This is a genomic window from Pseudomonas sp. NUPR-002 (assembly GCF_056322725.1).
The window spans coordinates 657,032-680,193 of the sequence record NZ_CM150476.1 but is presented as its reverse complement, the minus strand read 5'-3'; the positions used below and the strand labels follow the sequence as shown (position 1 = coordinate 680,193).

General features: G+C 57.0%; 16 protein-coding genes and 1 pseudogene. 4 read left to right on the top strand and 13 right to left on the bottom strand.

Annotation, left to right across the window (positions count from 1 at the left end; translation table 11 throughout):
- Window positions 1-214 precede the first annotated feature (214 nt).
- Window positions 215-1,645 (bottom strand): IS1182-like element ISPa7 family transposase, encoded by a 1,431-nt coding sequence (locus ACVWSC_RS03190; RefSeq protein ID WP_023098450.1) that lies wholly within the window; start codon window positions 1,643-1,645, stop codon window positions 215-217.
- Window positions 1,646-1,913: 268 nt separating this feature from the next.
- On the opposite strand from ACVWSC_RS03190, the gene ACVWSC_RS03185 reads away from it, so the two are divergent.
- A complete protein-coding gene (locus ACVWSC_RS03185) occupies window positions 1,914-2,294 on the top strand; it encodes a hypothetical protein (protein ID WP_442112007.1) in 381 nt (126 codons plus the stop codon).
- A 533-nt stretch (window positions 2,295-2,827) separates the two neighbouring features.
- Here the strand turns inward: ACVWSC_RS03185 and ACVWSC_RS03180 are convergent.
- From ACVWSC_RS03180 to ACVWSC_RS03150, 7 genes and pseudogenes are all read right to left on the bottom strand, one after another.
- Entirely contained in the window at window positions 2,828-4,012 is a 1,185-nt protein-coding gene (locus ACVWSC_RS03180; protein ID WP_442112006.1) for a GIY-YIG nuclease family protein, read from the bottom strand.
- Window positions 4,002-6,071, bottom strand: a complete 2,070-nt coding sequence (locus tag ACVWSC_RS03175) for a DEAD/DEAH box helicase (RefSeq protein ID WP_442112005.1) — start codon at window positions 6,069-6,071, stop codon at window positions 4,002-4,004. Before ACVWSC_RS03175 ends, ACVWSC_RS03180 begins: the two co-directional genes overlap by 11 nt.
- A gap of 187 nt (window positions 6,072-6,258) precedes the next feature.
- Window positions 6,259-7,221: an IS30-like element ISPsme1 family transposase gene (locus tag ACVWSC_RS03170; protein ID WP_442107591.1), complete on the bottom strand. Its 963-nt coding sequence runs from the start codon at window positions 7,219-7,221 to the stop codon at window positions 6,259-6,261.
- A gap of 97 nt (window positions 7,222-7,318) precedes the next feature.
- A pseudogene (locus tag ACVWSC_RS03165) lies at window positions 7,319-9,961 on the bottom strand (class I SAM-dependent DNA methyltransferase); the annotation flags it as partial.
- A 248-nt stretch (window positions 9,962-10,209) separates the two neighbouring features.
- Complete coding sequence (locus ACVWSC_RS03160; protein WP_442112003.1) at window positions 10,210-11,181, bottom strand: hypothetical protein; 972 nt, start codon at window positions 11,179-11,181, stop codon at window positions 10,210-10,212.
- A gap of 337 nt (window positions 11,182-11,518) precedes the next feature.
- A complete protein-coding gene (locus ACVWSC_RS03155) occupies window positions 11,519-11,749 on the bottom strand; it encodes a helix-turn-helix transcriptional regulator (protein WP_442112002.1) in 231 nt (76 codons plus the stop codon).
- A 67-nt stretch (window positions 11,750-11,816) separates the two neighbouring features.
- A complete protein-coding gene (locus ACVWSC_RS03150) occupies window positions 11,817-13,028 on the bottom strand; it encodes a hypothetical protein (protein ID WP_442112001.1) in 1,212 nt (403 codons plus the stop codon).
- A 323-nt stretch (window positions 13,029-13,351) separates the two neighbouring features.
- On the opposite strand from ACVWSC_RS03150, the gene ACVWSC_RS03145 reads away from it, so the two are divergent.
- Window positions 13,352-14,026 (top strand): hypothetical protein, encoded by a 675-nt coding sequence (locus ACVWSC_RS03145; RefSeq protein ID WP_442112000.1) that lies wholly within the window; start codon window positions 13,352-13,354, stop codon window positions 14,024-14,026.
- A gap of 151 nt (window positions 14,027-14,177) precedes the next feature.
- Here the strand turns inward: ACVWSC_RS03145 and ACVWSC_RS03140 are convergent, their stop codons facing one another.
- From ACVWSC_RS03140 to ACVWSC_RS03125, 4 genes are all read right to left on the bottom strand, one after another.
- Window positions 14,178-15,665 (bottom strand): DUF1254 domain-containing protein, encoded by a 1,488-nt coding sequence (locus tag ACVWSC_RS03140; protein WP_442111999.1) that lies wholly within the window; start codon window positions 15,663-15,665, stop codon window positions 14,178-14,180.
- Between the two features lie 64 nt (window positions 15,666-15,729).
- The gene (locus ACVWSC_RS03135) at window positions 15,730-17,193 is read right to left on the bottom strand and encodes a DUF1254 domain-containing protein (protein WP_442111998.1); all 1,464 of its coding nucleotides are present in this window, start codon (window positions 17,191-17,193) and stop codon (window positions 15,730-15,732) included.
- 162 nt (window positions 17,194-17,355) lie between these two features.
- On the bottom strand, window positions 17,356-18,288 hold the full coding sequence (locus ACVWSC_RS03130; protein WP_442111997.1) for a carbon-nitrogen hydrolase family protein: 933 nt from the start codon (window positions 18,286-18,288) through the stop codon (window positions 17,356-17,358).
- Window positions 18,289-18,320: 32 nt separating this feature from the next.
- Window positions 18,321-19,646 carry an MFS transporter gene (locus ACVWSC_RS03125; protein WP_442111996.1) on the bottom strand — a complete coding sequence of 442 codons (1,326 nt, stop codon included), beginning with the start codon at window positions 19,644-19,646 and terminating at the stop codon, window positions 18,321-18,323.
- A gap of 87 nt (window positions 19,647-19,733) precedes the next feature.
- On the opposite strand from ACVWSC_RS03125, the gene ACVWSC_RS03120 reads away from it, so the two are divergent.
- Together ACVWSC_RS03120 and ACVWSC_RS03115 are read left to right on the top strand one after the other, a co-directional pair.
- Complete coding sequence (locus tag ACVWSC_RS03120; RefSeq protein WP_442111995.1) at window positions 19,734-20,675, top strand: LysR family transcriptional regulator; 942 nt, start codon at window positions 19,734-19,736, stop codon at window positions 20,673-20,675.
- 91 nt (window positions 20,676-20,766) lie between these two features.
- The gene (locus ACVWSC_RS03115; RefSeq protein WP_442111994.1) at window positions 20,767-21,858 is read left to right on the top strand and encodes a toxin-antitoxin system YwqK family antitoxin; all 1,092 of its coding nucleotides are present in this window, start codon (window positions 20,767-20,769) and stop codon (window positions 21,856-21,858) included.
- Between the two features lie 54 nt (window positions 21,859-21,912).
- On the opposite strand, the gene ACVWSC_RS03110 is transcribed toward ACVWSC_RS03115, so the two are convergent.
- The gene (locus ACVWSC_RS03110; RefSeq protein WP_442111993.1) at window positions 21,913-23,118 is read right to left on the bottom strand and encodes an RtcB family protein; all 1,206 of its coding nucleotides are present in this window, start codon (window positions 23,116-23,118) and stop codon (window positions 21,913-21,915) included.
- Window positions 23,119-23,162: the final 44 nt, after the last annotated feature.

The window sequence follows — 23,162 nt, the reverse complement described above, 5'->3', positions numbered from 1 at the left end:
CAGCTGATGACTGAATGAGGTAAAGGCCAAACGTCTGCTTCTGGCCCAGACCGTGTAAAAACGCAGCAAACGATGACCATCAACTTCCGGGGATTTTCTCAGCGTCTAGGAGGCCGTCGGAGGCCCAATCAGGCGCAATCGATAATTCTGGTTGCTATGGCACTTTCGGCTTCAGTACGCCTGCTGGAGGGCGGTACGAGTCGTAGAACAGGCCTCAGGCCTTCATCGCTGCCATCAGGGCACCGCTGCCCAGCACGTTCAACACGCGTTTGAGATTGTAGGCGAGCACATGCAGGCTCATCTCGGTACTCACTCGGTCGAGAGTCTTGGTGAGGAAGTGGGTGGCGCCCATCCAGCTCTTCAGCGTGCCGAACGGGTGCTCGACCGTCTGACGGCGGATTCGCATCATTTCAGGCGCTTGATCCAGGCGACTCTGCATCGCTTCGAGCACTGCCTCATGCTCCCATCGGCTCACTCGGCGCTCTGAGCTAGGCGTACAGTGCTCTTTCAACGCACAACCCTGGCAATGCGAACTCCAGTAGCGGTGCAGTTTCAGCCCTTTTTCGACGCTTGAGAACCGCCAGATCAGGCTTTGCCCAGCCGGGCATCGATACTCGTTCTTGGCTGCGTCATAGATGAAATCACCTTTGCCGAAGCGACCAGCCGCTGTCGCTCCCGAGGTCAGCGTCTTGGGCACGAAAACGGTGATTCCAGCCTCATGGCACGCCAGGATTTCTTCGCCTTTGAAATACCCTCTGTCTGCGACCGCCGAGAGTTCCTCGACACCCATGGCCTCTCGCGCTTGCTTGGCCATGGAGCTCAGTTGGTCTCGATCGACCCCGTCGTTCGTGACCTCGTGGGTCACGATCAGGTGGTGCTTCGCGTCGACCGCCGCCTGCACGTTGTAGCCGACTATTCCGCTGCCCCGGGTCTTCATTGAGCGGGCATCGGGATCGGTCAGGGAGATCTGTTTATCCGGTGTTTCGTTGAGCTGTACCTCGACTTCCTTGAGCTCCCGCAGCTTAGTTTTCAAGGTCGCAATCTTGTCGTGGAGGCGTTCGGCTTTGACCTGCGCCACGGCCGGTTCCTGGCGATCAGCGGTATCCAGTGCGGTCAGGTAACGGTTGATGCTGGACTCGATCTCCTCCATTCGCCGCTGAAGCTTGGCGCTGGTGAAATTGCGGTCACGGTTGTTGACCGCCTTGAACTTGCTGCCATCAATGGCTACCAGCGCTTCAGAGAACAGGCCAAGTTGCTGGCACAGCACCACGAACTGCCGACAGACGCCGCGGATTGCCTTGCCGTTATCCTTGCGGAAGTTGGCGATGGTCTTGAAGTCCGGCATCAAACGTCCGGTCAGCCACATCAACTCAACGTTGCGCTGACTCTCGCGTTCGAGACGTCGACTGGACTGGATACGGTTGAGGTAACCGTAGATGTAGATCTTCAGCAGGTCAGCAGGATGGTAGGCGGGTCTGCCGGTTTCCGCCGGGACGACACCCTCGAAACCCAGTAGGCCAAGGTCGAGTTCATCGACGAAAACATCGACCACCCGCACCGGGTTGGTGTCCGCCACGTAGTCATCCAAGCTCTCGGGAAGCAGTGTGCTTTGCCCTCGGTGCTCTCCCTGGATAAAGCGCTTCATTGGCGTCCCCCGCTGATTTTGAATCCATCAAATCACAGCAAGGACGATGCCAACGTTTTTACACGGTCTGGGCCGTATCCCGCCTGTCGTGACCGGCAGAGAGCGGCCAACAGCAGTCGCTCGTGAGCGATAGCTTCCGACCATAGCATTTGGTCGCTCGAAGACATGGTCTGTCTTATTTAAGGTATTTCTGATTAGATTAGTTAATTCGACTTAATTGACAGATCATAAGCGTCGCAGGGCGCCAATAACCGTTATGGAGTTTATTTTGAAGTTGATTGCGAGGTTCTTGCAGACGTTCAGCGGCACGTTGGGAGGTGCGATTGCTTTGTGGGCATTTGAGCTGTGGGGAGGGGATCCAAAGAGAGTTCCAAGCTTGCTTTTATTACTGATCGCTGGGGTTTTGGCTTTGACTGCTTGCCTCAAATATGTTGATGAAGATTTTAAAAAGACCTTTCTTTCTGTCGGAACTCTTCCGTCAATAGCCATTTTTTTAATTTCTGCCATCTCGATCAGGCAAGGATGGCTAGGCTTTGAAATTGATCTTGAGCAGACGGGACTGATTGGAAAATGGGCACTTGCAATGATAGGGGCTCAGACAGTGTTTATCATTATTTATAAGAGCGTGTTCAAAACGAAGACTAAATAACGCCCGCCTTAATAATTTCTCTGCGTTAAAAATTCAAAGGGCACTCCCATTTTTACAGTGACAGTTTCGCCACACCAAAGTAAAAGACTCCGCTTGATACTGTCACTGTGCTTACAGCCTAGCCTGAAGTCCCTGCCGTCGTCACGGGCAGCTCTTGGCCCAGGCTGTGTAAAAACGCAGCCATCGTTTTAAAGTCTGCGTTGCTACGTAAAATCTGCCAGCGTTTGGTTAATCAGCAGACCAAAAATTTGCGTAGGCGCGCGATTTTCGGTTCGCCTCTGACCGTAAACTCCGTTCTAAAACGTTTTTACATAGCCTCGGCCGTTTTCTGCCGTTCATTGTGAGGCAGCGTGATGGTCAGATCCGATGCAATCGGTGGTCAGAAGGAGTGCAAATGTCTGGTCAGGTCGAATGCAAACAGGTGGTAGAGTGTGGTGTAATTTCGCAATGGTGCCTCTAAAAGCGATGCCGACTAGGACAGTCGACAAGACGATAGGGCGCGGGCTTTCTTGGCCTCGCGCCCTCCAGTAGGGCTATTTCTCCGTGATGAGCCGAGCCGATTGTGGGTCGTATATCACGCCAGTGATTGAGCCATCGCGAATACGCTCCACCGCCTCGTCAATCACATGTAGCGGCACCAGAAACCACTCTCTGGGCTTTACCGGGTTGCCGAAGCGGTCTGGGATGGTCAGCTCTATTTGGGCTGGGCTGAACAGCCGGTGGAACAAGTTTTCCATCCGAGTACGATTGATGTTGTGCAGCTTGTAGGTGGCCACAACCTCAACGTCCGCCAGCAGGTAGGTGGCGTCCTTGTCGGCACCGGCAATACGTGTTTCTACCTTACCGCCCGTGACACCGATCTTGTGGATCAGCCCTCGATGCTCAGCTACGAAGGGATGGGTTGAGTGGCTGCGCAGCACGTAAATCGTGCCACTCTCGATGTCGTCGGGCTCAAGTGTTTCGCCAAACAGAGGGCCAGCATCCGCATCGGTAATACGGCGACCGGCATCATCCTTGTACAGCGCACGTTGCAGGGATCTTCGCAGTAGATTGCTTTCTGTGCCGTTGGAGTAGATCACCCTCAAGCGGGCATCGCTCTCACCATTGGGGGCCTTAATGGTCTCGCCGACCCCAGCCACATAAACCGTCTGTCCGCCGAGGATGAAGAACTGCCCTTCCTCGATGCTGGCATCCCGGATGAAGGTGCGGGTCACTCGGGTGCCCGATTGCAGCTCACGCTGTACTAGCTCAAACAGCGGCTGGAAACGCTCGAAGTCCTCGCAACGCTCGCGCTGGGCAATCTCCTCGGCTTCACGCTTCTCTGCATTGCTGCGAACGTGGCGGAGGTTCTGGATGTCAGCACCGCCGTCTTCCCCAGCCAGTTCTGCCAACAGCTCATCGTCCGTCATCGTATAGTCGCCTTGCGGCTCCCGTACCTCGAAGGCATTCAGCAGGCCTTGATGGTCTATCGGCTGCAGCAACGCGCGGCATTCATCCTGATCGCGCAGGCGATCCAGGCGTACGGCATACAGGCGCTCGAAGATATCCTTTTCATCGCCGTGGCGTGGCACGCGGCCATGCTGCTCAACAAAACGTTGAATGTCCTCGAAGCCAGCGATGATGCGCTCCTCACGAGGAGTGCGACCGGTCTTCTTGTCTGACGTGGCGAAATCGGAAAGCTCTGCTTCCAACTCATCCAGATCTAATTCATTTGACATAACGGCCCTCTTTCTTGAAACGCACAAAGGCTACTGCGCCTTCCGCCATGCTCCGTTCCCAAGGGTCTTGAGCAGTCAGGGAAGGTACCCGGCCATGATCCTTCTTGAATTTTACTGCCCGGACGGCGAGGTCTTTGGCCTCATCTGGCGTCAGACGGGTGCGCTTGGCACCGATCACCGCAGCGACCTGCTTGAGACTTTCCTCGCTCATGGTCTTGGCCAGAATGGCGTATGCTTCGCTGAACGGATTGATTTGGTCGATCAAGTCGATATCCAATTCGCGCACATCCATCGCAAACTTGCGCACACCATCAATCAGAGCCGTGCTGGGGGCGCCATTCCCTCCGGCAAGCGTACCTTGCGGATCATCACCTAGTACCAGTTGCTTGGCTTGCTGGGTCAGGTTCAGAGCAGCAATGGCGTGCTGGCGAACGGCTTCCTGATCCTCGGCATCCAGCTCGGGATACTTGTCGCGGATGATCTTGCCCATTCGCAGTTGAGTCAGCTCCTCGGGCACCAGCTCATCATCGAACAGGCCACGCTCGATGTTGGCTTTATCCTGTACGAAGCTGGCAATGACTTCGTTCAGGTCTTCCTGGCAAATACGATTGGCTTCAGGGCTCTTGGGTTCAGCCAGCCCTTTGATTTCGATCTGCAGGTGGCCGGTTTCGTGGTTGAAGCCCACATTGCACTTGTCCGGCTGATAGCCTGCGTCTCCGTAGTCAAAGCCTTCCTGGGGCCCACTGGTGAGTGATTTCGGCGTGAATTCGAAGCGTGGCGCCAGAACCTGTTCCATCAATAGGCTGGCGGCAATTGCCTTGAGCGTGTCGTTTACGGCCTCGGTCACCACCTTCTCGCTGGCATCCGGCTCGGCGATTAGGTTGGTGAAACGCGCCCGTGCTTTGCCGGGGGCATCGCGGGTCGCACGCCCGATGATCTGCACGATCTCGGTTAGGCTGGAGCGGTAGCCCACTGTGAGTGCATGCTCACACCAGATCCAGTCGAAGCCTTCTTTGGCCATGCCCAACGCGATAATGATATCGACATGATCGCGGTTGTTCTTCTGAGCAGGATCTTTCAAGGCGGCCGAGACTTTGTCGCGCTTGGCCGGGTCGTCATCCACCAAGTCGGCAATACGCAGTACGCGCCCATTGGCGGTTTCCACCAGTTGGAAACCCGTCACCAGGTCGGCGCCTCGCCACTCGCCCAACTCTTCGATGATGTGCTCCACCTCGCGGATCTTGTCCCTGGTGCTCTCACGGGAGTTCACGTTGGGGATGTGTACGATGGTTTTTTCGCGCGGATCGAGCACATCGAGGATGCTGTCGGAGTAGGCACCTGAGTAGAAGTAGTAACCAATGTCCAGCTTCTTCAAGTGCTCGTAGCCGTTGAGCTGCTCGTAGTAGGTGTAGGTCACAGTATCGAAGCGGGCTTCGTCGGCGGGTGACAGCACTGCCTCGGCATCGCCCCGGAAGTAGGAGCCGGTCATGGCCACGATGTGCACCTTATCGCGGGCGATCAGTTGGCCCAGATACGTGCCCAGTCTGTTCTCCGGGTTGGCGGAAACGTGGTGGAACTCGTCCACGGCGATCAACCGATCATCGAACGCCGCCACCCCGAATTTTTCTACCGCAAAACGGAAGGTGGCATGGGTACAAACCAGCACCTGGTCACTGCTTTCAAGGAACGCACCCACCGCATTGACCTTGCCACCATCATCGGTGCCCGGGGCATCACATAGGTTCCAACGCGGCTCCACATGCCAGTCGGCCCAGAAACCGTGGCGGCTAAGTGGCTCATCGTGAAAGCTCGAGCCAATCGACTTTTCCGGCACCACAATGATGGCCTGCTTGATGTTCTGGTGAGCCAGCTTGTCCAAGGCGATGAACATCAAGGCCCGGCTTTTACCGGAAGCAGGCGGCGACTTGATCAGCAGGTATTGCTCGCCACGCCGCTCAAAGACGCGCTCCTGCATGGGGCGCATGCCCAGTTCGTTGGCCTTGGTGGATTGTCCGTTCTGGGCATAGGAAACTGAAACGGATGGAACGGTTTGGGTCATGGCTACGCTTCCATTCCGGGCTTCATGCCCGCGCGTTTGATAAGGAAAAGGTCATGCATCACTTGGCCTTCCGCGTCTTCTGGACGGGGGTCATTTCGGTATACAACTCGAACAGCTTTTCCAGGCGCTCAGTGTCATTCTTGAAACGACGGCCAATGTAGATGCGCTCCAGCACTTCGTCCTGAATTCAACACATAAGTGCAACGCTCGCCCCTGCATAAACTTCGTACGGCGTCTTCCAGCCCAGGCGTTTTCGCGGGCGTAAATTGATCTTCGTTACCACGCGACTGACCGCCTCGACGGTCAGCTTGCTGAAGTCGCCGCCCTTGGGAAAATACTGCCGGAGCAGGCCGTTGGTATTTTCATTAGTGCCTCGCTGCCAGGATGAATAGGGTTCTGCAAAAAAGACTTGGCACTGGCTCCGATGCGCAATGCGTTCATGCCCGGCAAACTCCTTCCCGTTATCCAGCGTCAGCGTGTGAACAGCATGCCCCTTGAGCAACAGATTGATCGCCCGCGTTACCTGCCGGCGCGTCCTGCGCTTGACCGGATAGGCGCTCAGGTAGCCGCTTTTACGATCAACCAGCGTGACCAGATTGCCGCCTACGCCATGCACCGTGTCACCCTCCCAATCACCTAGACGCTCGCGGGCTTCGACCTCAGCAGGGCGCTCGGTTATCGATACGCGATTACGCAACTGTCCGCGCCGGTCGTGGCTTCCGTAGCGTTTTCGGTACAGCTTCCTGCGGTGCCGCAAATACTTGTATAACTCGCCACCTGCGTGTTTGTCGGTGGCGATAAACCGATAAATCCACTCGTGACTGACCGCGCGCTCCGGCTGCTCTTGCTTCAGGCGCTGAGCAATCTGCTCCGGGCTCATACCGTGTTTTAGCCAGAGCGGCAGATAATGGCTGAACCACGTTAATGGCTTGCAGTGCTTGCGCGCCTGCGCTCGACGGGCATCACTTTCATGGGTCGCAGCAACCGCTTTGTAGGTCTTCTGGGAGCTGTTGCGGCGAACCTCACGACTGATCGTCGAGGGATGTACGCCAACCTGTTTCGCGATGCTTGCCTGGCTTTTTCCGGCGCTCAGACCGGCCTCAATCTGGTAACGTTGGCCCTGAGTCAGCTGCCGGTAATGCGTAGTCATCTGCGCTTGAATCCTTCGGTGTGAGAGCCTGGATTCTACCGGTGGCTGACTCTCTGCCTATCGTTTCAAACGTTGCACTTATTCTATGAATTCAGGCGTCATTACGCTCGTGAGCAGCACGCAAATTATCCGGCATGGTCTCTGGGTCGTAGAGATTCGCAATGGTGGCAGGAAAATGAGCTTCGCGCGCCAGCAGTATGCCTTCGGCGCAGCGGGTGAGGTCGACTTTGTTTTTTTCGGTCAGTGTAGGTACAGGGAAAGCGTTCCAACCCAGAGTATTTGAGTAAGAGAAACGCATTTCTAGGCGAACACAGACGCTCGCGATCCAAACCCAATGCATACGCGAAGCAATTAGCGCCAAATTCCACAGAGAAGCATCATAGAGCGCGAAGTTTCGATCACCGATGGTGGTACGACTGTCCTCCAGGCCGATAGGCAGATATTCGCGGCCTTCTGAACTGACGCGAGCAACAACAAGAGAGTAATTCTGGGCGACTGATTGGATTTGCCGAAAGCGATGCGGGAAAGCTGCAGCAGGCCGCGTTTCGGCTGCCTTGCTTTCGGCTCGCATCTTTGCAACAGCATCGATACGCCTTTTCAGCTCGGGTATGGCTTCAGCGTCCGCGCGCTCGGCATCCTCAATCCAGAGACAATATCGTTGTTCGCCCCGAATAAATTCTTGTGCACCAAGGAACCGTTTGATGAAGCGTGCAGCTTCCGGGTTCTCGCGCAGAACAGCATCCCGCTCATCAGGTGATAGAAAGAGATTGCCTCCATCCGTTGGTTTGTTACCCCACTCCATCAAGCCTCGCCCATCAGTCGGCCGAGACAATGGTGAGACGATGACATCTCGACCTGGTACTAGGTAGGCATTAATGAACTCGACTTGTTTTTCGATGGTCGAGCCATCCTCGGTGACCGAAAATAACCTCTTTAGTTTGGTTGGATGATTACTTATGGCAACGATTACTACCGTGACACCTGCATTTTGGCTGGCAAGATTGGCCCACTTGAACGAGGTATGTGCAAATGTAATTTGGTGACCACTGGCGAAAATCAGCGGCCAAAGGATCGGCACCTGCGCACCTTGGCATATGGAGTTAGTGGATACGAAAGCTGCGAAAGAATTGCTTTGTTTGCCGTAATCGGCTGCTTTCATGAACCAACCGGCCACATAGTCCAGCGACTTCCAGTTTTTTGCGCGTTTGCTGAAGATTGCTTCTAGATCAGCCTTTTGCTCATCACTCTGCCAGGTCGAACCAAGATATGGTGGGTTCCCACAGATATAGGTCTCCCCACCTTCATTCTCAAAATCGATCTGTGCCTGTTCCAACGGTACTTCAAACAGGTCATCAGCTAGTAGTTTTACCCCTGTTCCGGTCGGAGGGCAGATAGCCAGCCAGTCGAGCCGCAAGGCATTACCGCAAGTAATCCAGTTCTGGCTAGACAGTGGCAAAAAGACAGCTAGCGCTTCCCGCTGCCCACGGTAGTGCACATCGCACTGATATTCGGCGATAACCAATGCCAGGCGCGCAATTTCTGCAGAGAAGTCTCGCAGCTCAATGCCTCGGAAGTTGGTCAGGGGAATATCGCTTTTGCGCCCCAGCTCACCCCGGCGCTCATTGATCGTGTTCTCAATCTCGCGCAATTGCTTGTAGGCGATGACCAGGAAGTTGCCCGAGCCGCAGGCCGGGTCAAATACACGAATACGCGCCAGACGCTTGCGTAGGTTGAGCAACATCCGCGGGTTGTCGCCGGCCTCTTCCAGCTTGGCGCGCAGTTCATCGAGAAACAGCGGGTTCAGCACCTTGAGGATGTTGGGCACGCTGGTGTAGTGCATGCCCAGGGCGCCGCGCTCTTCGTCGTCGGCGACAGCCTGGATCATGGAGCCGAAGATATCGGGATTGATCTGCTTCCAGTCCAGCACGCCGATATGCACCAGGTAGCTACGTGCAATCCGGGAAAAACGCGGCACGTCCGGCTCGCCGGAGAACAGCCCACCGTTAACGTAAGGGAAAGCATCCGCCCAGCGCGGCAGGCTCGCCGAAGCGCGCTGAGCAATTGGCGTGTTCATGGCGCGGAAGATCTCGCCCATCACCTCATGCAAATTGCTGGCATCGCGGTCGCTCATCTGCGTGAGGGTGTCAGTGAACAGACCGGTGCCGTTGAAAATGTCGGTGTCTTCGGCGAAGAAGCAGAAAATCAGGCGCGCCATGAAGTGGTTCATCTCATGGCGGCGCTCGGCGGTGCCCCAGGTCGGGTTGTCCTTGAGCAATTCCACATAGAGCCGGTTCAGGCGGCTGGTAGCGCGAATGTCGAAGGAGTTCTCGCGAATCTGCTTGACCGTGGAAATGCCTGCCAGCGGCAGGAAAAAGCCGAAATGGTCAGGGAACTGCGGGTAGTCGCAGGCGACGGTTTCGCCGCTTTCCAGCTCCTCCGCCTCCAGTGTCTCGCCATCAGTGGCGAGTACGTACTTGGCCTTGGCCCGCGCCGTGGCCGGACTGGCCTTGAGCGCCGCCAAGGTCTCGGTGACCGTGCCTGGTTCACACACAGCCAGGTGGATATTGCTGGTTTGCAGCACACCGCCCAGATCGGATTTGTTGGTTGCCCCCGAGCGCAGACGCTTCAGGGTGGTGTCCTTGTTGCCGAAAGCCTGTAGGAAGGCATAAGGGAACTCGACCCGGTCAAACGGCTGTTCCGCTAGGTCGGTGATGGCTTGTTCGATTTCTACGGCGTTCATATGAGGCTATCCCGGTCGCTACTGCGAAGAAGCGGCTCAGGCAGGCGCGGGGCCTGCCGTCCTTGCAAAATGATGGGATGATAAAGGAATGAGCAGGGTGCAGGTGAAAGAGATCCACGCGCTCGTCGGACATGAGCATTGCCGCGCGGCCGACTACTTACCCCCACTATTGCATTGAAGAGATGCGTGATCGTGATACCCGCAGGACTTCAAGGCTGCTTTCCTCCGACAGTTAGCTCTTCGGAGTTTTATCTTCCACGGAGGCGTTTCAGTTGGCCCGGCCGCAGGCATCGAGCTCCCTCGGGCCTCAAGCGCAGGTGCTGAGCGTCTTTGACAAGATACTTCACTGCCTTGTGAATATGGCCACGAATTGCTCGATCACTCCTCAGGATACGACCAATACCACACTCGTCACCGTATTTCTCCTTGTCGTAGTTACAGCTGTGCACGTAGCCCTGGCCATGCGTGATATCTTCCCATAACTCGCCGAGCTGGATAGCCTTGAAGACATCTCCACGCACCTCGTTGCCATTGAAAAAATAGGCTGCATGGATGTGGTAGCCCCCGCCATCACTCCTGTCTCCCTGCTCCACCGAATAAATGTGGCCGATGAGCTGGTCAAAGATCGCATTGCGCTTGTGCTTCGCAATCAGCTCATCCAAGTCTTCGAACACATGCTCGACGCGTAGCCTGGCCTGCGCCTCAGAACGGTAGTGGAAGTCGACCCTGATGATGGTGATGCGCGAGTAGAGCTCACATAAGGCATCGGCGTAGTCGCAGACTTGGATCTCCTGCTCCTTGGCCTGGTGGCGGAGGTCATGCTTCCTGCGGAGATACCACCGCTCACGAGTCAACTCACGGATCCGGGCGACCAAGACGTTCATGCTGTGATGATGATCCAGGTAGGCCGTACCCTCCTCATTCAGACAGGCAGGGCCATCAGGGTGGCGCTCCAGCCCGATGTCCTGACATGCAGCCCTGAACGCTTGCAGGTGTTCGCTGTAGCTGTATTCGATAGGGCCTTCGAATAGGTCGACCATCTGCTGGATGTGATCGAGGTACCGAGAGAGCTTGGTCTCTTGGACGCGTTCGTACCCTGTCCGGGCTTGCTTGATTCGGAATGCCGGTGAATCGGAATCTTCGATGGCCTGGACAAGTCGCTCGATCTGTAGGGCAATATCGGCCTGGGAAAGGTGGGTGTAAGTCTTGCGATCGGTCATGGATGGGTACCTGGTTGCTTGTTGTGCATAACAGGCACGTGTTGTGTATTTTTTAACCAACGACCTATCCCTACCTGTGCAGTAAGTGTCGTACTGAATAAGTTCAAATGGCTATTGAATGATTAGTTACTGATAGCAAATAGCTATATCACTAGAAGCAGCCCAACCCATCACCAACCCTCCCAGCGAGACCTGGCAAAGGGGAGCAACATTGCCCTGCCTGCCGAGAGATTTGCCGAATCGCATCCTGGGAGAGTTAGCTGAGAATTCCGAACTCTTCCATGCGGCATAAACGCCATGACCAGCTACCGACCGGTCATGGCGTAAATGGTGGTTTCTAGCTGACCATGCTCAGGTGGCCAGTGGTGCGCACCGCAGTACCTTCTGCCAAGTCACGCTCCTCGATCCTAGCTAGGATCCAGTCGTGCACCTCACTGTCAACCCAGCCGACGCAACGGTCGCCCAGTGACACCGGTTTCGGGAAGGTGCCTTCCGCGATGTATCTGTAGATGGTCGACCGAGCAAGGCCGGTCGAGTCGATGACTTCTTTCAGACGGATGATTCGCATGAGCAGGCTCCTCTGTGGCTCAGAGGATCTGCAGGGGTGGTAAGAAATAACTCGAAGGCTCGGGCACCTACTCGGTTAGCAAGCCAAACTCGTAGCGGTTCCGCACATTCAGGTCAGCCTCGCAGTCGAACTCACGAAGGAATCCACCATGGACATCCTTGAACACAATACAGCCTTTCTGATTCTCGGGAGCCGGATAGACGATCAGGGAAACGACCCTCAAGTCACTATCGCCCTCTTCTGACTCCGGCGCAGGTATCAGCCTAATCACCTGAGGCTGGTACCCCGACCACGCCTTGCCATTTAACTTCTGCTTCAAGTGTTCAGCCCACTCGAACGCCACCTCAAAGAAGTGATCGAGCACTCCAGGCCAGTAGTAGCCTGCCTCGTCCTGCCCCGGCCTTCCCACCTTTAGCTGCGCCAACTCTCGACCGATCACGCCCTCTAGAGACGCAGGAACTTTGCCGTATCTTTCGCCTGGCCCTCCCCATGTCTGGGACAGCAGATGCGACGTATACCCGGCCAGCTTGTGATACAGGACATCCAGCGCTGCAGGTCCCAGAGCGAGAAGAGCTCGTGCTACATCAAGCGACAACCCGCTGGTCAACCTTTCGCTACAGGACAGTCCATCCTCTGCATAAACCAGCACGGCGCAACGGAAACTCTGCTCACCTAGCTGCGGATGATTGAGGTTCAGGTAATAGGTACTGGGAACTCTTGCCCCAACGAAGATGCCATTGGATACGCCAGGCACATGACCACGTACGAAGCCCAGGCTGACTAGCCGTGCCACCTGATGCTTGAGTGCAGTCGGGTTCAAGCCCGTCATTGCTCGGAGCCTCGCCTCCCCCACCCCAGCCACAACCCCACACTGATCGGCAAAGCTTAAAAGGGCAGCCAAAAACACTCTCGTGGACGCCCCCAGACGCCCACAAGCCCCCGGGGCGGCCGGTCGCCCATCCTTGCGTACCGGCTGACGCGCAGCCTTTTCGTTCCCCGCATCTGTTTCAGATAGAGGACCCTCGGCAAAAATCTCCGGCTCACTGAAGAGACGCTGGATCAGGTCCTGATGAACAAACGCACGCTCTTCTGGCTTGGCCATCAGATCCAGGAGGTACCGCGACGCCTCATATTCCTGCCCCGGACGCCCCACCTTGTCTGCCTGCTTTTTGATCACCAATAGCCCAGCGTCGGCCAGCTCCCGCGAAGCCTCTCTGACCAACCTTTCTGTCAGGCACAGAAGCCTCGCAATCGACTTGATCTTGAATGGGGCGGCCAAGAGTACCTGCTCTCGGCATATCAAGGCTTGCAGGAAAAATCTAGACTCTGCACCAATCTCTAGATCTTCATAAAAAAATAGCATTCTAGCCATATTATCCACAGAAAAATGAAAATTTAGATGACGTTTTACACCCTATAAATTCAGCTTATCAACTTCATATAACGCTTCTGATAACAAATATTTTAACAAGGCTGTTAACATTATATTTATTTCCAACGCAATAGCGTTTTCTACAGGCCCCGATGCTAGGTCCTGCAACACCGTCCAGCAGTGGAAGAGTGGCGCTTCCCGAATAGGGCGGGCAAAAAGGAGATTTGAAAATGAGCGAGATCGAAGCAGCACCTGGCTGGTTGAACGAGAAGGACAGGAACGAGTGGGAGTGGGCGGCACGCTACCTATTGCGCCGATGCTCTTCTTCGCTGCAAAACAGCCTGAGCGCCCTTGCCGATAGCAACTTCAGCTACCTCGTCAGGTCGATCCATGCTCTCGAAAATGAGGCTGAAGGTGTAAAGCTCATTGAGCGACTAAGAAACGCTATCAGACAAAGGCGCTATCGACTGGCGGAAGGCGGCAGGAAAACCTGCTCTTTTACGCTCCCACTCGAAACCAAGACCACACTCAAGAGACTCGCGAAAAGTCAAAGAACAACAGAGACGGCTCTACTTGAGCGCTTGATCGAAGACGCCGCCCAAGTAGCCTCAGCGCAGAAAGAGGTGATGCGTCGGGATGCTCAAGAGGCCAAGGTCATACGCAACTCGCACAAGCTTGCACTGGAGCTGGACAAGATTCGGATTGATCAGGCCAGAAAACAGTTGCACCACTGCATGAAGCAGCTCACGCGCTGGGAAACCTTTCTGAAGGAAGACCTGCCAGAGTTATCCTCCGAAGACGAAGCAGCTGCTACAGCTCTTGCAGAACGCCGAATGCGTGTAGTCCAGGAAGCTATCGACGCAGCCGTAGCCAAGCATGAAATGCTGAGCCCTAGGGTGATCTAGCCCCACTCCAACCAAAGCCACGCGCCAGAATGTGGGTCAATGTGTGGGTCATAAGAGAAATAAAATATTTATTCTATAAAAATCAACATGTTAAAAAAATATGAAGCCGGCCACAAGCCGGCTTTTTAATGCCCCTAGGATTTTCAGAATCCTACTTCACCTTCACCACATCATCTGGCTTCCAAGTCTGGTCGTAGAACGGGTCTTCGCTGCCATACAGGCGCAAGGCGACCAGGAAGTTGCGCCCGGGAATGGTCTGGATAAACGCCGCGTCGGCTACATCCTGAGGTTTTTCCGGACCGAACCAAATCTCGATAGACCCGTCCGACTGCTTGGGTATGTCGTAGTAGCCGTTGGTGGAGGGCAGCAATTGCTCGGTCTGCGGCATGGTGCCGTCGGTGATGTTGTATGCCGTCACCGCCCAGAACAGCGCGGCGGGTGGATTTGGCGGCAGGCGCAACTTGTAGGTGCTGCCGCCTTCGAGGAACTTGCCGTCTTTGTCACGCCCGGTGAAGGGGTACTTCGAACCCGCGCCTGTGGTGTGCATCACCATCGCCGGTGCCGACGAGTAGGCGAACTGGAAGAAGTTGGCCCGCTGATTCACGTCCAGGTAGCTTTCCTGCATCCAGTCATTGGTGCCGCCCGCCCAGGTGTTCTCGTATTGGCGGTCTTTGTAATAGAGGTTGCGCTTGTCGTCGCGCCCCAGTTGGCGATTGGCGAGGATCATCTTCGGCGCAGTTTCCACCGCCTTTTTCAGCAGTTCCTGTTGTTTCTGGTTTGGTTCGAAGGGATGCCCCTTGATGATGCCGATGGAGGCCAGAACGCCACGCAGCTCCGGATCAATCGCTTCGACCGGCTCGTAATCAACAAAGGCTTTGAGCTTGCTCCAGTAGTTGCTGTCGACCGGATACATCATGTCCAGCGACTTGCCGCTGGCATCGGGGAATTGCATGGGTGTGGCGTCTTTTTCGGTCGCCCAGAGTGGATAGACGCGGGTGGTTTCGGCGTTCTTCACCGCTGGTGCCGGGTCAGGCTTGCCCTCACCTTTGGCCATGACGGTGCGGAAGAACAGAAACACGTTGTAAGTACGCGACTTGACCGCGAAGTAACCGCCCGGCACCGGGCCGTTGTAGTCCGGCGGCAGCAGCAGATAAAGCCCCCCGCGCGCACGATCAGGCCCAATGGCGCCAACGTCGGTTAGCGTGCGCTGGAAGAAGTCGGTGAACATGCCGATCACGTTGGCCGGTGCCTTCACTACCAGAGGGCCGGTCTGCTTGAGGTCTAGGTAGCTCATCGAGTAAATCACGTCGGCGTTTGGCGTGGGCACCATGGTCCGCGAGTCCATGCGCTGTTTCCAGATCGGCAGAATGTTGTAGCCCGCTCCGAAAGCCTTCTCTGAACCGTCCTTCATGCCGATGGTGTTGAGCGCCGGCAGCATGGTCATGTAAGCGAACACAGCGCGCTGGTAGTACAGCTCATCACGCAGACTTTCGGCCTCTTTCGGGTCGAGCCAGTTGCCATTGTTGATCTGCTTGATCAACGGTGAAGCCGGCGCCTGCTCCGCCGCCTGAGCCAGCGGCAGGCCCATCAGCGAAGCCGCCAGAACCGACAGCGTAAACACACGTTGCATGGAACCCATGGACCGATCTCCTGAAAATAAGTGGCGGTGCCCATGCACCGCCAGAGCAAGCGCAGTGCAAGGCCTATTTGATCTTCTGGATAACTGGCGGCTTCCAGCTTCCATCGAGGATCGGCGCCTTACCCCAGTAGGCGCGGATGTACAACGAGATCGGCTCCTTCGGCGATGGCAGCCAGTTGCTCTCCTTGTCCTTGCCTGGGGAAACCGGGCCAACGTAAATCGTCAGCGAGCCATCGGCATTGCGCTTGAGGTCCTTGTTTTTGGTGCCAAGCGAGTAACGTTTGAGATCGTTGGCGCTGAATAAATGGTGCTGGTTGTACAGGGTCAGCGACCAGAAACCTTGCACCGGCGGCTCCTCGCCTTTGGCAAAGGTCACTTCGTAGCTGTGAGCACCGTTGAGCTGCGCGCCACTGCCGTCAAAGTCGGTATAGAAGTACTGGGTTTCATTGGGGCGGTTGTCGAACATGTTCGACTTGGACGTACCGGTGCGGTTGAAATAGTCCACGCCCCACTGCGCATTATTGGTAGAGCGGTTCCAGCCGTTGCCTGCCGGGTGACCATTGTGCTTCCACTGGAAGAACGGTGCGATCAGCTCCTTGTCTGCCAGCTTGGCCTCTTCAACCAGCAGTTTCTTGATCTCTGGATCCTTGGCGGCGATGGCCATCAGTTGACGGAACTGTGCGTAAAGGGCTTCCTCGCCCGGCAGCGGTGCCACGGTATCGAGCACCTGCGGGAACTGGTCGAAGAACTTCTCCGGAATCACCCACTTGGTTTCGCCCTGACTCGCACTGTCGGCATTGGGTACCGGGATGTCTGGGGTTTTCTTCCAGTCGATGGTTTTCATCTTCCCGTCGTAATCCTTCAGCGGGTAGAAAACCACCTGGTTGAGCTTGTCTTGGATGGCCGCACGGTCCTCGGCGGTATCGTCCATGAACACCCGCGGAATGGTGTTGGCCAACGCCGTGGGGCTGCGAATGATGGCCTCCACGCCATCGGGTTTTTCCCCTTTCCAGTTCGGCCCTACCAGCAGGTAGAAGCCGGGCTTGCTGGCGTAGGGTTTGCCCAACTGGCCGAACTGATCGGTGCGCTGGTCGTACATCGCGTAGACCCAGAAACGATCACCGAAGTCCGGCACCTGAGCAATTACCGGTTCCTCATCCAGCGAGAAGAAGCCCAGGCCGTAGACAACGTCCTGGTTCGGGCAGGTGACGAAGGTTTCAGCCGGGGTAATGTAGTCGTGCAGCATGCCGAGCTGGCCGCGCGGCGCGGCGGGCAGGATGCCTCCCAGCAAACCTGGGTGCGGCGCCTTGGTGATGCGATCATAGCGATTGATCATGTTGACCATCGGCCAACCCCACAGGTACGCCATCCGCGCAATTGTCTTGGCGTATTCGGGGTGCATCAGCACCCCGCTGGCAGGCTGGGTAAGCTGCTCCGCTGGTGCCTTGGCAGGTTCAGCCGCCTGCAAGGCGCCAGCAAGTGGGAAGGTCAAAAGAGCAGCACAGAACAGTTTCTTCGGGTCAGCCATATTCAACGTCCTTGCACAGACATCGGGATAGAGGGCGAAACTGCGCATGACGATGGACAGCCAGCTGTGCCCATCAATGCTTCGCAATAAAAGACTGTGTGAGTCTAGATCGCGAGAGGGAGACGGCAAGCCGCCTGTGCCACCCTGGACGATTACCCCACTTCAATCGCCCTCGAACACCACCGGCTTCATCGCCGCGGTATTGACCTTGAGCGTGAACACGTCCGGCCGTGAGTAATGCCCGCAGACGTCAAAGTCCAGGTTGCTGGCTTGCCCCACGCTCAGGTCAATGTCGGCATACAGAATGGTTTCCTGATCAAACACCGGCCCGGCCAGTACTTGCCCGGTGGCACTGACGATCATGCTGCCGCCGTGCATGATGTAGTCGTCTTCTGCAGCGGCCAGGCCGAAGTCTTCCCGATAGGCCGCCGGGTATTCGCCCAAGGTGATCGCCTGGCACGCCGACAGCACCGGAACGCGTCCTTCCAGAGCGATGTGGATCATCGACGACGCCCAGGTAGGACGATCGTCGGCCGTCGGCGCACAGTAGATTTCCGTGCCTTGGGCATACATTGCCTGACGCAGTGCCGGCATGTAGTTTTCCCAGCAGATCACGGTGCCAAGCCGGCCGAATGGGGTATCCACCGGGGCGATGCTCGAGCCATCGCCAAAGCCCCAGATGATTCGCTCCTGCCCGGTTGGCATAAGCTTGCGGTGATAGCCCGCCACGCCCTGCCCCGGCGCCAGGGTCACGGCGGTGCAGTACAAGGTCCGGCCCAGGCGCTCAATGATGCCCATCACCACATGGACGCCGGTTTCATTGACCACTTCACACAGCCTGGCCAGCTCCAGCCCGTCCAGGCTCACCGCGCCTTGCAGATAACGCAGGTACTGGGCCCGGCCAAGGTCGCTGCGGCTACCGACGACGGTGCCGAACGCAGCGCCTTTGGGGTAACCACCGAGAAACGCCTCGGGAAACACCGCCAGTGCCGTGCCTTGCGCAGCAGCGTCGCGAATCAGCCCGGCGGCTTTCTCGGCGCTCAGTTGCGGTTCGAAGGGGATAGCTGAAGCTTGAACAACGGCAACCTTGATCATGAGTCTTCCCTTGATGGATGTTGAAGAGGGTCTTAACCGCGAGTGATGTCGCGGTCTTTGGTTTCCGGGAGCAGGAACCACAGCACGATGAAACAGATCAGCGACACCGCCGCCAGGTAGGCTGCGGGAATGTTCGGGTTGTGCGTGGCCTGGATCAGGGCGACGGCAATGAACGGCCCAGGCCCGGCCAGCAACGCCAGGGCGACGTTATGGCCGACGGCTGCGCCAGTCGAACGAATCGATGCCGGAAACACTTCAACCAGCAGCACCACATCCATCACCGCGGTGATCGCCACCAGCACGGCCATGATCACCAGTCCCAACAGGATCGCGGCGAAACTGCCGGTGTTCATCAGCAGGAACACCGGGTACGCCAGCAGGGTCAGGCCTGCGGCGGCGGCCAATACGAACGGACGGCGGCCGAAGCGATCACTCAAGCGGCCAACCAGTGGGTTGAACAGGGTATAGAGCGCCAGGGCCACGCTGCACAGCAGCAGGGCGGTCGATTTGCCCAGGCCCACCGTTTGGGTCAGGTGGGTGTTGGCGTAGGTGATGAAGTAATACAGCGACACCCCAAACAACGCGGAAAAAGCGAACGAGATTACGAAAGCGCGCTGTTTGGCCTGGCGCGACACCGGCTCCAGGGCATGGGTGGCGCGCTTGTGCTGCAGCGCTTCGTAAACGGGGGTGTCACCCAGTTTGCGTCGGATGTACATGGCCACAGCGGCCATGACGATCGAGGCCACGAACGGTACGCGCCAGCCCCACTGCATCAGGTCTGCATCCGAGAGTGTCGCGGTGATGATGGCGGCGATTGCAGTACCACACAGAAAGGCTGCGCCCGCGGTGCCGGTGATGACACTGGCGGCGGTGGCCCGGCGATTGGCGGGGGCGCTTTCAACGATGTAGATCCCGGCGCTGGACCACTCGCCACCGACCATCATCCCCTGCAGAAAGCGCAGCGCAACCAGGAGGATCGGCGCGGCGATGCCAATGGCCGCATAGTCGGGTAACAGGCCGATCAAGGTGGTGGCCAGGCCCATGCCGAACACGGTAATGATCAGCACCGCACGCCGCCCCAGTTTGTCGCCGATCGGCCCGAGCACCACGGCGCCCAACGGGCGTGAGAGAAAGCCCACGGCAAACACCGCCAACGACGACAGCAGTGACACGCCAGGCGCTGTGGAAGGAAAGAACAGCTGCCCGATCACTGCGGCGAAGTAGCCGTAGATGGCAAAGTCAAACCACTCCATGAAGTTGCCAATACCCACGGCGATGGCGCGTTTGCGCAGCTCTGCCGCGTCGTTTGATGAGGCTGCACGTTCAGCGTGCTGTGCCTGCGCTATCGAATCTTGCATTCCGGGTCACCCGTTTATTGTTGTGTTTAAGCGCAGTGAGATTAAGAATGCCAAGGCAAATTAATCAAACGAATATAAGAGATAGCCATGATTAGTGTTGCTAATATCAGCAGGGTCGACCTCAACCTGCTCATCGTTTTTCAGTGTTTGATGAATGAGCGCAGCGTGACCCGTGCGGCAGCGGTACTGCATGTCACTCAAGGCGCAGTGAGCTCTTCGCTCAAACGTCTGCGCGAACAATTTCAGGATGAGTTGTTCAGCCGCACCGGCACGGGCATGGTGCCAACGCGGCGGGCAATGGAGATTGCGCCGAAGATCACCGAAGCCCTGACCGCCGTCGCATCAATCGTCGAGCAACGCCCACAGTTCTCCGCCGAATCGTCGAATCGGGTGTTCAACATTGCCCTGTCGGACGATATCGAAAGCTACCTTTCGCCCAGGCTGGTCAACGAGGCAAAGGCGCGTGGGCTTTCGGTGAAATTTGCCTTCCATCAGAGCAACAGTTCGCTGTGGAAAACCTCATTGGCGGATCCGGACATCGATCTGGTCTTGTGCTCCGAACCCAAGGAGCTGACCTCGCATTACAGCTCACAGGTGCTGTTTTCTTCGTCTTACTCGTGCTTGTACGACGGCCCACGCCTTGGCCTGAAAAGCCCGCTCACCCGTGATGAATACCTCAAGCACGAGCATGTGAGGATTTCCTTCGATGGGCGTCGGGGGTTCGTCGACGACCTGTTGGAAAGCGAAGGCGTTGCCCGCCGCGTCTCGGCTTCGTTCACTCATTTCAGTGGCGCCTTGGCGACCCTGGCGCAAAGCGACGTGATCGCCACCTTGCCGACCTTTGCGGCCCTGTCCTATGCGCGGATCGCGCGTTTGACCGTCAGCCCGGTGCCGATTTTCGTTCCGGCCTTTCGCGTGTTCATGGTCTGGGATGTCGAGCATAACGACGATCCGCACAACTGCTGGCTGCGCAATTTCATCATCGACACCACACAAGAGCAGCAGCGTGATTCGCTCACAGCGATCTGAGCGGCGCGCTGGCGCCATCATATTGACATCCGCCCCTCTGAACCTCGAGACTTCCCGCCTCTTCAAGGTGCTCATTGATATGGAACGCAACATGAGAAATCTACTTGCAGTCACTTTGGCCGCTGTTGTGCTGACAGGCTGCAGCGCCGAAATCGACAACGCGGAAGTTGTGACGAGAAACGGTCTGATCTACAAGTACGGCGACACCGACCCGTTCAGCGGCCGCGTGGTTAACACACCAGCTGGCCTGCCCGGTGTTTCGGCACTGTGCAACTCGGAAGTAGAGAAGGGTCGCTACAACGGTAAAAGCGAATGTTTCTACGATTCGCGCAAGGTCTACGAAGTTGAATATGCCGCTGGCAAAAAGAGCGGTGTAGAAACCGTGTACGACGCCAAGTCGGGTGCCAAGGTGTCGGTGAAAAACTGGAAAGACGGCCGCCAGGACGGAGTTACCGAGGAATACCAGAACGGTGTGCTGACGTACCAGCAAGTGTTTAAAAATGGCCAGCCAGACGGCAAGGAAACTCGCTGGACCACCGACGGTAGCAAGGTGATCACTGAGCTGACCTGGAGCAACGGCAACAAGTTCAGCGGCTTCGAAACCGACTCCAATGGCAAGCAGAACTATGCCAACGGTCAACTGCACGGTGCACAAACCGCTTATGGCTACTTTGTCGGCGGCATGAAGCAATATGTGGCGGCAGAAGGTAACTACAACAACGGCAAGCTGGATGGCGTGCAGAAGCAGTTCAAGAACATGCTGCACACCGAAATTGTGCAGCAAGAGTCCGAAGTTGTTTACCAAAACGGTACTGCTGTTTCCGGCTGGTTCCGCCAGTTCAGTACGCCAGATGGAAAGATGCTTCAGGAAATAAAGCTGGTGCGCACTCAAGAGGCTGAGGATGAAGACTTCCACAGCGGCTACCCAGGCAACCTGGTACCGGATGGCGTAATCCAGTCGTACAACGCCCAGACGGGCCAGCTTGAAGGCGAAGAGCGCTGGGCCAATGGCGTACGCGAGTCGGCATCGTCGCTGCTGAACACTGCCGCCGTGGTGTCTGCCGAAACCTGCCTGGACAGCTGGGTCAGTGCCTACCGCAATGAAGTGGGTGAGGACGCCATGGTCACCAGCGGGCAGATCGGTGAGTGGGAAGACTGGTGCGCCGAAGGGAAGATGCCTTAACCGGTATTTGCACTACCCACGAACGTTGAGGGCAGCTCCATAGCTGCCCTCACTTCAACCCTTGACGCACACCACCTGGCGCAAGGTATGCACCACCTCCACCAGCTCCCGCTGGGCCTGCATCACCGCGTCGATGTCCTTGTAGGCCATGGGAATTTCATCGATGACGTCTTTGTCTTTGCGGCACTCGACATGGGCTGTCGCACGCACCTGATCCTGCACGGTGAACTGCCTTTTCGCCTGGGTACGGCTCATGGTTCGCCCGGCGCCGTGGCTGCACGAGCAGAATGATTCTTCGTTGCCCAAGCCCCGCACGATAAAACTCTTGGCCCCCATCGAACCGGGAATGATGCCCAACTGGCCTTTCTGCGCCGACACTGCGCCTTTGCGGGTGACCAGAATGTCGTGGCCGAAGTGGCGCTCGCGCTGTACGTAATTGTGGTGGCAGTTGACCGCTTCCAAGTCGGCTTCGAACGCTCGCCCAAGTACCTGACGAGCCGCACTGATCACCGCCTGCATCATCAAGGCGCGATTCTGCCGGGCAAAGTCCTGGGCCCACTCGACCGCCTCGACATAGTCGGCAAAGTGGCGGCTGCCCTCGGCGAAATAGGCCAGGTCTTTATCCGGCAGGTTGGCGATGTGCTGACGCATATCGGCCTGGGCCAGCTCGATGAACAGGTTGCCAATGGCATTACCCACCCCGCGCGATCCGCTGTGCAGCATGAACCAGACGCGGTCGGCCTCATCCAGACAGACTTCGATGAAATGATTGCCGCCGCCCAGGGTGCCCAGGTGCTGACGGTTGTTGGTTTTTTCCAGCCGCGGGTACTTGGCGGTGATCGCCTTGAAGCGTCCCGCCAGCGCTTTCCAGGCATGGTCGGCTTGTGCCGGGACATTGTCCCAGGCGCCTTGATCGTGACGGCCAAAGGTTTTGCCATGGGGCACGGCGTGCTCGATGGCGCTGCGCAAGCGGTGCAGGTTGTCAGGCAGGTCGCGGGCCAGCAGCGAGGTACGCGCAGCGATCATGCCGCAGCCGATATCCACCCCGACCGCTGCCGGAATGATCGCACCCAATGTAGGAATGACGCTGCCGATGGTCGAACCTTTGCCCAGATGCACATCCGGCATGACGGCCAGATGCTTGAAGATGAACGGCATCTTCGCGGTGTTGATCAGTTGCCGGCGGGCCTCGTCTTCGACGGGAACACCCTCGGTCCAGAGTTTGATCGGTTTGCCACCGGCCACTTCGAGCAGGTTCATGTCCCACCTCGGCTAGACAGGCTTGTATTTACACGCAGATACAT